This is a genomic window from Mastigocoleus testarum BC008 (assembly GCF_001456025.1).
GTDB lineage: Bacteria > Cyanobacteriota > Cyanobacteriia > Cyanobacteriales > Nostocaceae > Mastigocoleus > Mastigocoleus testarum.
The window spans coordinates 1-15,238 of the sequence record NZ_LMTZ01000168.1 but is presented as its reverse complement, the minus strand read 5'-3'; the positions used below and the strand labels follow the sequence as shown (position 1 = coordinate 15,238).

Here is a 15,238-nt window from a genome sequence, read left to right as displayed (position 1 = left end):
ATACAATATTAATCATGGTAATGAAAAATAATATGATTAAGAGTTATCTTGCCTATTTAGGTATATCAGTAGAAAATCAAAAAGAATTCGCACCATACACACCAAAGGAGATATTATGACTATTCAAAGTGGATGTCCATTCACCGGTATGACTCGGAAATTTACCGCTGGCAGTGGAACATCTAACCAAAATTGGTGGCCCAATCAGTTGAACCTAAAAATTCTCCACCAGCACTCCTCTAAGTCTAATCCCATGGGTGATGTATTTAACTATGCCAAGGAATTTGAGAGTCTCGACTTAAATGAGGTGAAGAGAGATATTTTCGAGTTAATGACTACATCCCAGGAGTGGTGGCCAGCAGATTATGGTCACTATGGGCCACTCTTTATACGGATGGCTTGGCACAGCGCTGGTACATACCGCATCGGTGATGGTCGCGGTGGTGCTGGTACTGGGACCCAACGCTTTGCGCCTCTCAACAGTTGGCCTGATAATGGAAATCTTGACAAGGCTCGCCGCTTGCTTTGGCCAATTAAGCAGAAATATGGGAAGAAGATTTCTTGGGCTGACCTAATAATCCTTGCTGGTAATTGTGCTTTGGAGTCGATGGGATTCAAAACGTTTGGTTTCGCAGGTGGGCGTGAAGATGTTTGGGAGCCGGAAGAAGATATTTACTGGGGCTCTGAAGCTGAGTGGCTTGGTGACAAACGCTATACTGGTGAGCGCGAACTCGAAGATCCGTTAGGTGCAGTTCAAATGGGTCTCATCTACGTGAATCCGGAAGGTCCAAATGGACGTCCTGACCCAGTCGCTTCAGGTCGAGATATTCGTGAAACCTTCGGACGGATGGCAATGAATGACGAAGAGACTGTTGCGCTTGTTGCTGGTGGTCATACCTTCGGCAAATGTCATGGTGCTGGCGATGCGACACTTGTTGGTCGCGAACCCGAGGGAGCTCCCATTGAGGAACAAGGTCTGGGTTGGAAGAACAGGTTTGGTAGCGGCAAAGGCGTTCATACGATTACTAGTGGGATCGAAGGTGCATGGACTAGCAACCCGGTGAAATGGGACAATAACTACTTTGAAAATCTTTTCGGTTATGAGTGGGAACTGGTAAAAAGTCCTGCTGGCGCACACCAATGGGTTCCTAAGGGAGGTGCTGCTGCAAATGCGGTGCCTGATGCACACGATCCATCAAAGCGGCATGCTCCCATAATGACCACAGCAGATATGGCGATGAAAATGGACCCCATTTACGAGCCAATTTCACGGCGCTTCTTTGAGCACCCAGAACAGTTTGCAGATGCTTTTGCCCGTGCATGGTTTAAGCTAACACACCGCGACATGGGACCCCGCGTACGCTACCTGGGTCCTGAGGTTCCATCGGAGGAGTTAATCTGGCAAGATCCAGTCCCTGCAGTCACTCATGAATTGATTGATGAGCAGGATATCGCTATGCTTAAAAGACAAATTCTTGCTTCAAGTCTATCTATTTCCCAACTGGTTTCGACTGCCTGGGCATCAGCCTCAACTTTCCGTGGCTCTGATATGCGCGGTGGGGCAAACGGAGCGCGCATTAGTCTTGCACCGCAGAAGGATTGGGAAGTTAACCAACCGGAAAAATTAGCTACTGTGCTGCAGACTCTGGAAGCAATCCAAAGAACCTTCAATGATTCTCAGTCTGGCGGGAAGAGGGTTTCCCTTGCTGATACAATCATTCTAGGTGGATGTGCAGCTGTTGAGCAAGCAGTGAAAAATGCCGGTTATGATGTCAAGGTTCCCTTTAAGCCGGGACGTACAGATGCATCGCAGGCGCAAACGGATGTGGACTCCTTCGCAGTCCTTGAACCGATAGCGGACGGATTCCGCAACTATCTCAAAGATGGATACACCATACCAGCAGAGAAACTGCTGGTGGATCGGGCACAGTTGCTGAATCTGACCGCGCCTGAGATGACGGTTCTAATCGGTGGTATGCGTGTCTTGAATACAAACTTTGGACAGACACAATATGGTGTTTTTACCAAGCTACCAGAGACATTGAGCAATGATTTCTTCGTGAACTTACTCGACCTTGGTGTGACCTGGAAGGCTGTCTCTGAAGCTGAAGATTTGTTTGAAGGGAGCGATAGCGCAACAGGTAAACTTAAGTGGGTCGGTACTCGTGTTGACCTCATCTTTGGTTCAAACTCTCAACTTCGAGCTATTGCTGAAGTTTACGGATGTGAAGACTCACAGCAAAAATTTGTGTACGACTTTGTGGCAGCATGGAATAAAGTGATGAATCTTGATCGCTTCGATCTTTCCTAGTCTTAGGGAAAATGGTCTTCGAAGATTTCTAAGCATCGCCTCAAGCAATCATCTTATCTGAATGATTGCTTGAGGTTTCATTTAAGAAAAGATAATTTGTTGAGAGTCCTGTAGAAGTAGTGAATTTAATCTACGAACTAAAAAATTACCCTCAAGTGTACTATTATCCAACTTATTAATTCTGTATATTAAAAATGTCACAAATCCAAATAAACTACAAATTTCTAACAAATAACTAAACAACTACATACAATATATCTATTTTGGAGGCTATCAGTACAATGAAATTGATGGATAAATTTTGTATTCGTGGATTTTGCATGCACAGATTGTAAATGTTTACTCCAATCCAAACACTATAAATGAGTGTTGGAGAAATTCCAACATTTACAGAAGGGGTTTGATAGAGAGTAAGTTTCAAGCAAGATCCGATTTTTTATCAGAGCATAGATCGCAAAGCAAGCCAAATTCTTGTTACTGGTCAGAAAATAAATATGCTGGAAATTATTGAATTTACAATTTCTTTAATCTCTGCAATATTAGGGACAATATCCTTTTTTAGATCTCAAATAAATAGAGAACCACATCTATCTAATAAAGTCTTTCGCTTTCTGAAACTATTTGTAGTTGGAATCATAGTTTTTGTTGTTGTTTTGTGGTTGTTCGTCTTACCACAAGCTTCTACTATAAATATATCGACACACTCGACCTCTACAAAAAAGATACAATCTAGCAATAAATTAGTTAGTCATATTCAAAAATTTTGTATTATCCTGCTTGAGTTTCTTTCCGCAATTCAATGGTTTACATTTGTTTTGATGGTGTGGCTATTCTCAAAAATTTATTCATTTACCCGAGTAACCACCAAGATTTTTTTACTCCTTGCTTGTGGAATTATAGACTTGTTAGGAGTTTCGCTCATACCAAGAAAACACAGTTAGCCCCATAAAGCATGCAGAAATCTTCACACTGCAAAGATGGGGCTTTGAACTACGGGACTTTGAACTATGGGGCTTTGAACTATGGGACTTTGAACTATGGGACTTTGAACTTTGAATAATTTTGTAAGCAAATTTTACAAGTCAATTTTGTAAGTTTTTTGCCAAACGCAATATACCTATTACCAACTACCAATTAAAATTTAACGGTCCAAGCAGCAAAAGCCAAAGCACCCCAACCTGCAATAAAAGCTGCTCCTCCCAAAGGTGCAATTGCACCGAGATACTTGATTCCAGTTAAACTCAACAAATACAAGCTACCAGAAAAAATAAAAGTGCCGATAATGAAAAGCCAACCACTAGCGATAAGTACACCCTCAGGAGGTTGAGCACGTGTCATTAACACTGCTACGAACAACAAAGCTAAAGCATGGTACATCTGATAGCGAGCACCTAATTGAAAAACTTCTAAATAATGTTCGCTAATTCTTTCCTTCAAAGCATGGGATGCAAAAGCTCCAGCAGCAACAGATAAACCACCGAAAACAGCCGCTAAACTTAAAAAAAATTGGGTCATATTGCCAAATGCAACTTATTCTTCTATGGATCGTAGCAAGAAAATTATTTTTTTACTGTTATTTAAGGACTGCTTTACAGCCTCGGAGTAGAAAGCCCACGGCTTTTAGTCGTGGGATGAATAGGTGCACCTACCCTGTGGGGTGGCTTACGCCGGATGAGCCGTGGGAGAATGTCAAAAACTATAGTAGCAGTTAAAATTTTTCCATCACGGTCGCAGGCAGATTTAGATCGACTTTGCCCATAAAAATATTCGTCAATAGAATAATAGACGTGTCTCACTTTGCCAAAAAGGCTTCATAGACTTATTAAAACAGTACATTTGTATGTCTATGCTGTGCGAATTCGAATCGAACAACATTGGTTTGCGTAGTAAATATTGCTCAGTGAAAACGTAAATAACAATTTAGATAATAATTATCTAGTATTATTACTTAGAGGATAGCTGCGATAGCAGGAAAATTAATTATTATGCCAATCAGGATAAAGGCGGAAAATTATTTCCTAGCGAGCAATTCACGTAGACAAGTATCCGCTTAAAATTCCTTTACAACCTGAATAAAATTTTGTCGCACAACAGATGAGTTCTCTTTTCTCCAAGCCAAAGCTAAAGATACCTTCGGTGTAGATGAATGTAACTTTCGGTAAGTTACCCCTGGTCTGTGAAAATTTTCAACGGAAGCTGATAGCAAACTAATTCCCAGTCCAGCAGCCACAAAACCTAATATTACTTGCATTTCGTCAGCCTCCTGAATTACTCTAGGGCTGAAACCAGCATTTTGACAAACAGCAATTATGCGATCATAAATTCCGCAGCCCCGATTCCTTTGAAAAGTAATAAAAGCTTCGTTTTCTAGTTGCTCTACTTCCACTTCACTTTGAGTAACTAAGGGATGATTTTCTGGTAAAGCTACGACCAAAGACTCGCTTAAGATGGTTTCAATAGTTAATCGATTATCATTGAGGGGCGACACTACAAATCCTAACTCAATATCCCCTTTGAATAAAGCCTCTATCTGCTCTTCTGTGGTCATTGCAAAAACTGCAAGATCTACTTGGGGAAAACGATCTCGGTAAATTTTCAAGGATTTAGGAATCACATCATAAGTAGAAGAACCCTCAAAACCTATTGTTAGCTGACCAATTTCACCTCTACTAGCTCGCTGTGCGACTCGTATTCCTTGCTCAATGCGTGCAAGTATTTGATTCGCTTCTACTACAAATGCTTGACCTCCGTTAGTTAATTCAACTCGACGCTTGGTGCGATAAAAAAGTTCTATACCTAATTCAATCTCCAACTGACGAATTTGGCGACTCAAAGGTGGTTGAGCCATTTGAAGGCGTTCTGCTGCTCGAATAAAACTTAATTCTTCGGCTACAGCTAAAAAGTATTGTAGTTGGCGAAGTTCCATTTATATATACCTTAAAAGTATCAGTTGGGTACAAGTTTGGTATTGGACAAAAACAAACCAATTCTGTACGTTAACAAAGGGACAATTACTACAAATAAAACAATTAAGTTAGCGCTCTTGGCGATATTATCACTCCGAACGTGACATAGAAAAAATAACAAGTATGAGGAAATTAAAAAAGGCAGAAGGCAGGAGGCAGAAGGCAGAAGTTCAATTAGATGGGGATTTAAACCCCAACTAATTGTGGACACCGTAAGACGGTGGGGTTTTAAACCCCAGTGGCGGTTAGCGCAGCGTTACGTTAGTAATAGGCAAGAAGTTTTAGTTTTTATACCAGGTTTTTCCTTCTGCCCTCTGCCCTCGTACTTCTGCCTTCCGCCGAAGGCGGATAATAATGAATATTTTGTCAAGTTTGAGCAAGAAAAGTACAAATTATGCAAAAAACAAATAGACACTTTTATTTATATTTGTTTACTTAAAATAACAGCGTAAGCGAAGTCATACCGCTCGCGCAGCGCCGCTAGAGCCTGCAGCGTCGGCGTCAGCTAAAAGCGCTACGTTAGCAATAGAAAGAAGGATTATCTGCATATAAATTTATTACACTTCTTCCTTCTTCCCTCTTCCTTCCGACGTAGTCAGTCAAAAATATAGAGGAGGTTTTTAAGGTGAACGATCTCTATGATCGTCTGACCACATCAAAATTATTCAAGATTGCAATTTTTTTGGTGTGTGGTTTTTTGATAGTTGTCGTATTTTCTCTTGCACTGGGAACAACTCAGTTGCTCCAAGCTCAAAATCGATCTTCTATTCCAATAACTAACGCTGCTATATATCATTTCAAAATTGGTAAGTGGAATGCAATGTCGGTTAGTGACGGAAACTTATCTTTTCCCCCAACCTTTTTTCTCCCAAATGCTGATCCAAAAGAAATTGAAGCATCTTTAAGAGAAGACTTTTTAGCACCCAAAGAACTATCTATTTACGTTAATGTTCTCTATTTAAATACAGGTAGGAATAAAGTTTTAATTGATATGGGTGCGGGTAAAACTGGGCAAGGTACAGTCGGTCAACTGGTTGCTAATCTTGAAGCTAGTGGAGTTAAAGCCAAAGATATCGATACGGTCATTATTACCCACGCTCATCCAGACCATGTCGGCGGTATTACTACCACAACTGGAAAATTGAATTTTCCCAACGCCCGTTACTATCTTGCAAAGAAAGAGTGGGATTTCTGGACTGCACCTACTGTGAAGATGCCTAATTCTTTACTAGACGAAGAGTACAAACGGCAAACAATTGATGCAGTAAAACCACAGCTTAAAGCGATGGCTAATCGCGTCACTCTATTTCAACCAGGAAATGAAGTAGTACCAGGAATCGAAGCTGTTGATGTTTCGGGTCATACTCCAGGACAATCTGCTTATTTAATTACTTCCGGTAAGGAACAGTTAACCGTAACTGGCGATGTTTTCTACAGCGATCCTCTCAATTTAGAGCATCCAGACTGGGAAGTCAGATTTGATGTCGATCCTGCTTTGGGAGTTGCGACCCGTCAGCGAGTCTTAAAAAAATTTAGTCGCGACCGTCAGTTATTGTTAGTTCCCCATATGCCATTTCCGGGAATAGGTCATGTGAGAGCGCGCAGCGACCATTACGAATGGGAGCCGATTCAGTGGGAGTTTAAACCTTCGTAATTCATACCTTCGTAATTCATAGTTTCATAGTTTTTAGCTCTTAATTCTTAGTTCTTAATTCTTAATTGCTTTGCTTTACCTACTAATAAAATCATGGCTGATAAACTTTTGAATTGGGATCAAATGGACGGTAAGCTCTACAGTCAAGGCTGGAGAGACGGCGTCAAAAAAATGGATATCATTGAACCTGCAACGGAAAAAACAATCGGACAAGTTGCTCTTGGTTCTGCCGAAATCATTGCTAAAGCTGCCAAAATAGCTGCCAAAGCCCAGAAAGAATGGGTAAAAGTTCCCCCAGAAGAAAAGCGATCGCTTTTGATTAAAGTCGATACCCTGTTACATCAATATGCCGATGAAATCTGCGAATGGACCATGTACGAAATTGGTGCGACTCGCTCCAAAGCCCAGTTTGAAATTAACTTTTGTTCTGATGAATTTTTAGAAGCTGCTTCTTACCCTACTCAAAATTTTGGGACATTCTTAGCAGACCGAGCCAATCGTAAAAGTTACGGTATGCGAGTTCCTTATGGAGTCGTGGCAGCAATTACACCCTCCAACGTACCGTTGATATTAGCAGCACGAGTTATAGCTCCTGCCATCGCTACCGGAAATGCTGTATTGTTGAGACCCCATCCCAGTTCTATTGTCTGTGGTGGTTTTATTTTCGCCCGTCTGTTTGAAGAAGCAGGTCTCCCCGATGGACTGCTCCATGTAATTCCTGCTAGGGGTAAAGATAATGAGGCTTTCGAAAGCGATCCTAATATTTCAATGGTTCACTTTACAGGGTCTTCTTCAACTGCTCAAAAAATTGCGGAAGTTGCAAGTCGCTCCCTCAAAAAAGTTTCCGTTAGTGGTAGCGGTAAAAATCCCTTGGTAGTACTTGATGACGTGGAAGATATGGATGCGCTGATTTCCAATGCCATATTTAGCACTTTCTACTTTGGGGGACAGTCATGTATGACTGCGGGCAGACATTTAGTACATCGCAGTCTATACAACGAATATCTCCAGCGTTTTGTCGCTGCTGCGAAGGAATTAGTTGTTGATAATCCTGTAACCAATCCCGATACTTTTTATGGTCCAATGATTCAGCCAGGGTCCGTAAAACGTCAAACAGAAATTGTCCGAGATGCTGTAGCAAAAGGAGCTAAATTACACTTGGGTGGTGAAGCAAAAGGTTCTTTCTTTTATCCCACTGTCTTGAGTGATGTAACTCCCGAAATGCAAGCATGGCAACAAGAAATCTTTGGTCCGATTGCCGCTATTACTGTCTTCGATACAGACTCTGAAGCGATTGCCAAAGCTAATGATACACCCTACGGTCTCTCTGGAGCAGTTTTTGGCTCGCCCACACGAGCGACTCGCGTCGCCGAACAAATTCACACCGGAATGATCCATATTAATGATCGCACTACTGATGATAGTGCTTACGTGCCCTTTGGCGGGGTAAAACTATCTGGTAATGGTGGACGTTATGGTAGCTACGTAAATTGGAATGAATATACCCAGTGGCGTTGGTTCACTGTTTCGGAAAAACCTTCCTTAATATCTTCAGAATAATAATGTGGTGCTTTGTTAAATGAGTTACGTAAAGGTGAGACAGCAAGAAAAGACTAATCGCGACAATGAAAGACAAGACACAAGTCTGACTGCGCTCTAAAATATCTAAAAAATCACAACTCAAGTTTGCTAATTATAAGCAAAACTTTTTAATTCAAATTCTCTTGAGTCCCCCTAAATCAGTCTAAAGAAGGGGGACTTGGGTCTAATTTCCCCCCCTAGAAAGGCAGTAGGGGAAATCTAAAAGTCTAATATTTGTAATTAGCAACCTAGGTTAATGACTCAACAAGGAATAATAGTGAAATGAATACAATTTCTGGAAAAATCGCCATCATTACTGGTGGTTCTGGCGGTATAGGTTCTGCTGTCTGTTTAAAACTTGCCGAACTTGGTGCTAAAGTCGTTGTTCATTACGGTGGTAGTAAAGATGCTGCAGAGAAAGTAGTAAGCAAAATCAAGGAGCAAAATGGTGAAGCGATCGCTCTCCAAGCAAACTTGAGCGTTAGCACAGATGTCGTTAAGCTATTCGAGCAAACTGAGCAACAATTAGGAAAGCCAGATATAGTGGTGAACTTTGCCGGTACTGGGGATGTTGGTAAATTAGCAGAAATGGATGAAGCAGCTTTTGATAAGGTGTTTGGTTTAAATACCAAAGGTACTTTTTTCTGCATGAAAGAAGCTGCTAAACGACTTAAAGACAATGGTCGTATTGTTACTGTTTCTAGCGGTTTGGTAGTACGTCCCCAACCTGGTTTTAGTCTTTATATTGGTTCTAAAGCAGCAGTAGAATCAATGAGTAAAGTATTAGCGATGGAATTAGGCGATCGCAATATTACAGTTAATGTTGTTTCTCCCGGTCCTACCGAAACCGAAATGTACGCAAATTCTGGTGATGACGCTCAAGCAGCAGCAGCACAGTCACCTTTTAATCGTATCGGACAACCGAAAGATATTGCTGATGTTGTTGCTTTTGTTGTCAGCGATGATTGTCGCTGGATGACTGGACATGTTTTTCAAGTAGGTGGTGGTTACGTATAGCGCAGTAATCTGATCGCGCTTACACCCAAAAACTAATAATTATTATTTATTGAACGGGACAATTAGATTATTTTCATGACAAAAATTTTAATAGTTTATACAACAAGTCTCGGCAATACTCAAAAAATGGCTCAAGCAGTTGCTGACGGAGCTAGCTCTGTCGAAGCAGCAGAAGTTACCCTCAAATCTTCCGATGGAGCAACGAAAGATGATGTCAAAAATTGTGACGCTTTAATTATGGGTTCTCCCATTCGTCACCGTACTGCTGATGCTCGGATTAAAAAATTCATCGAAGACACTCTCGAACAGTTATGGCTAACCGATGAATTGGTAGGTAAAGTCGGTGGAGTATTTACCGTTGGTGGTGGATACGGAAATATGGGCGCTGGTTGCGAACTCGCACAGTTAGGAATGCTAAGTGCAATGGCTGGTTGTGGCATGATTATTGTTACCCTTCCGAAAACGACTCCTGGATTTGGCGTCGCTGGAATGCACTGGGGACCAAATGGACGTTCTGGAGGAGCGCTAATGGAACCTGTGGGAATTACGGAAGAAATGACTCAAGCTGGCTATCATCACGGAGCTAATATTGCCCGTATCACGAAAGAACTCCAAGGTAAAAATTTATTTGCCAAAGGTAACATTGCACCTCCCCCTGAAGTTTTAAAACTGTTTATCAGTTAGCGATCTACGCCTTATAGAAATTAGAAATTAAAGTTGCAAATCTTGTGGCGATAACCAAGCAACAAATTTTCAAGACTTATTCACATCCTTGATATTATAAAACTGGATTTGATTTCTATAAGGCGTAGTTTTGTTTTTAAATTCACTGAAGATCGAAGTTTCAGTAAATAGCAGATTTATTAGCAAAAGAAGAAGCAATATTTGTAGCTTGGTTATTGTCAAGATATGAGTCCCGCAAATCAAAAGTGCTGAATTTGTTATTGCGGAAAAATTGCCAATTCCCATTAGACATCGAAATAGTAAGATATTCCTCCATCTTCGTTGACATTAAAATCAGCATTGAATTCTTTAGCTTTTTGGTCAAGATATTCCCTTGCTGTAGCAGGGGGTAATTGGGAGTGCATCGCAAATTTCAAAACGGTAATTCGTCCTTCATTTTCCAAAACCATGCGGTAAAAAGTTGATTGGAGCTGTTCGTTAATTTTTTGATTCAACGCATTTCTTTGCTGTCGTTTGTCACGGTATAAGGATAAAGCTAACCAACCTCCCAAAATTGATGTGGGTAAGCCAAAAGCAAGACCTCCAACAAATTGATTATTTTTTTCCTCAATTGCATCTATCAATTCGTCATCTGGAACACCAAATTCAAATCGATCCGGAGTTCTGTTAAGTGCTTTTTCAAAAACACCTTTTTCTAATTTTGCCGAAATAGATAAACTTAAAAATATAAATCCAAGTATCAACAACCAACCTGCAGCGAACTTTTCAGCAGTCTTCATAGGTCATGTGAAATTTTTACTTTATCTGCGATTTTAACTCTTGCTGCAAAAAGCTTCCAGAAAGAAAAAACGAATTCACACTTAGTTTAAGGCACTTATACCTCTAACTTAGAATACGTACCACAAAAAATACACTTTGGATTAGTGTATTTTTGTAAAATGAACTGGTAGATTAAGCTGATAAATTAAATAGATTGACAAATAGCTTTGTCCCGTTAATTTCGATCTTTCTGTAGTTTTTCTCTGAATTATAGTTTAGCTGATTTTTCGTTGGGAATCGTAGTTAATAAATAAAAATATCTTTTTTATTTATGAGTAATCAATTTGACTGGGAATATAGAAAAAACTTACCGGAACTTCAAAACGATAATTAATATGCCCTTTATCATCAGTTTCAAAATGGGCGTTAAACTCCTTAGCTTTGGTATCAAGGTATTTTCTGGCTTCTTCTCCAGAAAGATTACCTTCCATTGCAAATTCTAAGATAGTTATTTTTCCTTGATTAATTTTCAATATCCGGTAAAAAATCCGATCTAGGCGATCGCGCAATTGCTTTTTATTCCTTTGGTGTAATCTCCAAAGCATTAATCCTCCGCCTGCTAGCATTGGTACGCTAATACCCATGCTCATAAAAAAGCTTTCTCTAATCTCAAGCTTTGACTCATGGGTCTGTTCTTCATTTGCTAATTCCGGCATTTGAGCAACGCCGTACATTGCAAATAAGAATCCTATTGACAGCAAACAAGCTGCACTTATCTTTTTTAAAAATTTCATAATCGCAGCAGAAGACACTACCTATCTTGCCGCGATCTTAACCTTACTTACGCGTAGCTTCCAACAGGCGAGAAAAATAGAAGCGAGTTTTAGTCATTTCCTTTCTTCCCACTTGAAAGCCATTATTTTCAAAGGCTTTGACAATTTTTGCTTCGCGGTGTAAGTAGGCGCGAGTAGCTTTACTTGGACCGGGGAAGAAACTTCCAATTTTCTTTAGAATACATAAAGCTGGAGTTTTGGGAGCAAAACTTAGAATGACCCGTGATTCTGCTAAGCTACACAAATGGGAAATCATTTGGTCTGCTTTATCTTGGGGATAATGAATCAGCACATCTAAACAAGCAACCGTGTGGTAATTTCCACTTAAGCTTTCTAAATCTTGGACATTAAAAGTTATATTTTCACTACTTTTAGAATTACTTGCAGCTCTTTGTTTCCCCTCTTCGACCATTTTTTCAGAAATATCACTAGCAAATATTTTTGCACCTTCTTGGGCTAGGGGAATACTTAAACTACCAACGCCACATCCAGCATCACAAACAGATATTTCTGACAAATTACCATCCGCTTGCAGCCAACCTATAACTTTATCTACAGTTTGTTGATGTCCGGTGCGGATGTCTAGTTGAACTTTATTGACATCTTCTCCTTGACCGTAGATACGCTTCCAACGGTCAAAGCCTGTGGAATTAAAATAATCCTTAACAATTGTTTTATCGTCAGCTGCGTTCATGAAAGTCGAAATTTAGTTTAGTGGTTTCAATGCTTAAACGTATCATGAATTGGGGTATTGGGGATTAGCGTTAGCGTTCGCGCAGCGCGTTCTCAGCGTGACGCGAAAGCGTCATAAGGGGATTGGGAAAGTGTGGGGAGTGTGGTGATTAGGAAAGTGTGGGGAGTGTGGGGAGTGTGGGGAGTGTGGGAAGTGTGGGAAGTGTGAGGAGTTTGGGAAGTTTAGAAAGTAGTGTAAGTTTGGGTATTAGGTATTTAGATATTTGGAAGAACATATTTATGAGTAACTGACTCCTTACTTATTACTTATTACTCCTTACTTATTACTCATTACTTATTACTTATTACTCATTACTCCAAACGCTGCCAAGATAGTTCTTTACTCTTCTCATCAAAATGCCATCGAGTCAATTTATTTGCCATTGCACCACCATTTAAACCTGGTAAATTCATGGCTTTGCGCGGTGCTTCTGTCGCTAATTCAATTGCAGTCTCAACATCGCAAATTCCCCACTTAACTAAATTTTGTGCTCCCACCAATAAGGGTAAAGTTGTCCCAGATAAAGTTCCATTATGCAGTCGAGCAGTACCATCTTTAACCACTATCTCCCGGCTATCCCAAGGATAAGTACCATCAGGTAATCCTAAAGGTGCTAAAGCATCGCTAACCAAGAAAATTCCACCGGCGAATTTGCTCGCACGTAATAATATATTTATCATCGTTGGGCAAACATGCTTACCGTCAGCAATTAAACCGCACATTACTCTTTCGTTTAATAACGCCGCACCTAATAAACCAGGCTCGCGATGGTGCAGTGGTGGCATAGCATTAAAAGCATGGGTTATCATTGTTGCACCTTGCTCAAAAGCTTTTCTTGCTTGGACTTCTGTTGCTTGAGAATGTCCCAAACTAACGGTAATTCCTTGGGAAATTAAATATGGAATTACTTCTCCAGTTGTATCTAATTCAGGAGCGATAGTAATTATTTTTACTAAATGAGTATAATCGCTTAGGATCCGCTTTACTTCTTCTACTGTTAGGGGTAACAAGTATTCTTCAGGATGAGCGCCCCGTTTTTCGGAGTTTAAAAATGGACCTTCTAAATGAACTCCGATAATTTTAGCGCTGCTTTCAGTTTTTTCTTTTTCATTAGCGATCGCAGCTAAGGAACGGTGAATATTTTCTACAGAGGTAGTTACTAAAGTTGGTAAAAATGCATCTATCCCCATTTTCCACAAAAACTGCGATATTTTTGGCAACATATCGGCATTTTCCGAGCACAAATCTGGAAATGCTAAACCCAAAGCACCATTAATCTGTAAATCTACTCCACCTAAAGATACCCAGTCACCAGCAAAGTCCAATATTTGTAAATCACTTATAGGTTCCTGTTTAAGGATTGCATCCATTGGAAGTATTTGCTCCACATTACCTTCACGGTTAATAAAGAGCGTATGTAAATTTTTAGAACCCGGTAACCGAGCGTTAATAATATTAAAAGGTTTAGGTATAAGATTAAGATTATCTTGGTTTTGAATCATGAATTTTGGCAAAAATCGCTAAATATGAACCGATTATGGCGCTACGCGCAAGTAAAAAGTAAACATATGACCTGCGGTCATCTATTATGGGACTTACGCAAAATTTACGTAATTGCTCCATTACGTTAGCACTTAGCGGAAGTATACCCGAACACAATAGGTTAGAAATTTTCTTACTTTTTCCCAGTCGGCAGAGGCTATGACTATAGCTGCGCTACCTATAGCTGCGCTACCTACGGATCCGGAGCCGTCACCTGCGGATCTGCCGACGCCGTAGGCTCTATGCCGCAAGGCGGCACGCAGTGCTATCCCCAGTCCCTAGTCGCCAATCCCTAATCCCCTATGAACCCTCTTATTAGTATCATTATGGGCAGTGATTCAGATTTGCCCACCATGCAAGCTGCGATCGCAATTTGTGAAGAATTTAATGTAAGCACAGAAGTTGCAATCGTTAGCGCCCATCGCACTCCCCAACGAATGTTTGAATACGCCCAATCAGCACATGAGCGCGGGATAAAAGTAATTATTGCAGGGGCTGGCGGTGCAGCCCATCTTCCCGGTATGGTTGCATCTTTAACACCTCTACCAGTTATTGGCGTTCCCGTCGCAACTCGCAACTTACAAGGAGTTGATTCGCTTTATTCTATAGTTCAAATGCCGGGGGGTATTCCTGTCGCGACCGTTGCGATCGGTAATGCTAAAAATGCCGGACTATTAGCATTACAAATTCTTGGCACACAGCAACCAGAATTATTAGAAAAAATACAGCAGTACCGTCAAAGTTTGAATGACTCTGTGATGGCTAAACAAGAACGACTTGATGAGTTAGGTTATCAAAAATATTTACAAAAATCATAAGAAAATATCGAGGGGAAGCCCCTAAATTTCAATCAGGGCGTAATCCGTTCCCCAGAAACGAGTAATAATACTCAATAATTGGCGGCAATTTCGATTGCCGTGAATATTAGCCATGATGTGAGTCATTAATATATTTTTCAATAACTTCAGCGACCATAGTCATTTTAAATTTCGGATAAAGGTACGAATAACTTGTCTTTTAGTTTCTTAGTTTTCAAGACAATATTCTTCTAATATTTTGTATTCACTACTAGGTAGGGCTTGCTGAATAAATACAAAAAGGTGATGGTTAATACATTATCAGACCCAAGGAATATATTCAGATGCAAGAAAACAGTCT

At 40.4% G+C, this 15,238-nt stretch carries 13 protein-coding genes; 7 read left to right on the top strand and 6 right to left on the bottom strand.

Annotation, left to right across the window (positions count from 1 at the left end):
- The first annotated feature begins 115 nt into the window (after positions 1-115).
- The gene (katG, locus tag BC008_RS44885) at positions 116-2,311 is read left to right on the top strand and encodes a catalase/peroxidase HPI (RefSeq protein WP_027842375.1); all 2,196 of its coding nucleotides are present in this window, start codon (positions 116-118) and stop codon (positions 2,309-2,311) included.
- A 1,134-nt stretch (positions 2,312-3,445) separates the two neighbouring features.
- Here katG and BC008_RS44875 read toward each other — a convergent pair.
- Together BC008_RS44875 and BC008_RS44870 are read right to left on the bottom strand one after the other, a co-directional pair.
- Positions 3,446-3,826 (bottom strand): DUF423 domain-containing protein, encoded by a 381-nt coding sequence (locus BC008_RS44875; RefSeq protein WP_027842377.1) that lies wholly within the window; start codon positions 3,824-3,826, stop codon positions 3,446-3,448.
- A 535-nt stretch (positions 3,827-4,361) separates the two neighbouring features.
- Positions 4,362-5,237, bottom strand: coding sequence for a LysR family transcriptional regulator (locus BC008_RS44870; RefSeq protein WP_027842378.1), 876 nt, complete (start codon positions 5,235-5,237; stop codon positions 4,362-4,364).
- A 665-nt stretch (positions 5,238-5,902) separates the two neighbouring features.
- Here BC008_RS44870 and BC008_RS44865 point away from each other — a divergent pair.
- The 4 genes from BC008_RS44865 (at position 5,903) to BC008_RS44850 (ending at position 10,213) form a co-directional block, all read left to right on the top strand.
- Positions 5,903-6,931 carry an MBL fold metallo-hydrolase gene (locus tag BC008_RS44865; RefSeq protein ID WP_201026242.1) on the top strand — a complete coding sequence of 343 codons (1,029 nt, stop codon included), beginning with the start codon at positions 5,903-5,905 and terminating at the stop codon, positions 6,929-6,931.
- 93 nt (positions 6,932-7,024) lie between these two features.
- Entirely contained in the window at positions 7,025-8,491 is a 1,467-nt protein-coding gene (locus BC008_RS44860) for an aldehyde dehydrogenase family protein (protein ID WP_027846091.1), read from the top strand.
- 303 nt (positions 8,492-8,794) lie between these two features.
- Positions 8,795-9,529 (top strand): SDR family oxidoreductase, encoded by a 735-nt coding sequence (locus tag BC008_RS44855; RefSeq protein ID WP_027846090.1) that lies wholly within the window; start codon positions 8,795-8,797, stop codon positions 9,527-9,529.
- A gap of 75 nt (positions 9,530-9,604) precedes the next feature.
- Positions 9,605-10,213, top strand: coding sequence for a flavodoxin domain-containing protein (locus tag BC008_RS44850; RefSeq protein WP_027846089.1), 609 nt, complete (start codon positions 9,605-9,607; stop codon positions 10,211-10,213).
- Positions 10,214-10,497: 284 nt separating this feature from the next.
- On the opposite strand, the gene BC008_RS44845 is transcribed toward BC008_RS44850, so the two are convergent.
- From BC008_RS44845 to bchM, 3 genes are all read right to left on the bottom strand, one after another.
- Complete coding sequence (locus tag BC008_RS44845) at positions 10,498-10,992, bottom strand: hypothetical protein (RefSeq protein ID WP_027846087.1); 495 nt, start codon at positions 10,990-10,992, stop codon at positions 10,498-10,500.
- A 309-nt stretch (positions 10,993-11,301) separates the two neighbouring features.
- On the bottom strand, positions 11,302-11,766 hold the full coding sequence (locus BC008_RS44840) for a hypothetical protein (RefSeq protein WP_063800877.1): 465 nt from the start codon (positions 11,764-11,766) through the stop codon (positions 11,302-11,304).
- A gap of 43 nt (positions 11,767-11,809) precedes the next feature.
- Positions 11,810-12,499 carry a magnesium protoporphyrin IX methyltransferase gene (gene bchM, locus BC008_RS44835; protein WP_027846086.1) on the bottom strand — a complete coding sequence of 230 codons (690 nt, stop codon included), beginning with the start codon at positions 12,497-12,499 and terminating at the stop codon, positions 11,810-11,812.
- A 158-nt stretch (positions 12,500-12,657) separates the two neighbouring features.
- Here bchM and BC008_RS52410 point away from each other — a divergent pair, with 158 nt between their 5' ends.
- Positions 12,658-12,789, top strand: coding sequence for a hypothetical protein (locus BC008_RS52410; RefSeq protein WP_268768298.1), 132 nt, complete (start codon positions 12,658-12,660; stop codon positions 12,787-12,789).
- 60 nt (positions 12,790-12,849) lie between these two features.
- On the opposite strand, the gene nagA is transcribed toward BC008_RS52410, so the two are convergent.
- Entirely contained in the window at positions 12,850-14,040 is a 1,191-nt protein-coding gene (gene nagA / locus BC008_RS44830; RefSeq protein ID WP_036269010.1) for an N-acetylglucosamine-6-phosphate deacetylase, read from the bottom strand.
- Between the two features lie 342 nt (positions 14,041-14,382).
- On the opposite strand from nagA, the gene purE reads away from it, so the two are divergent.
- On the top strand, positions 14,383-14,898 hold the full coding sequence (gene purE, locus BC008_RS44825) for a 5-(carboxyamino)imidazole ribonucleotide mutase (RefSeq protein WP_027846864.1): 516 nt from the start codon (positions 14,383-14,385) through the stop codon (positions 14,896-14,898).
- The last annotated feature ends 340 nt before the right edge of the window (positions 14,899-15,238 follow it).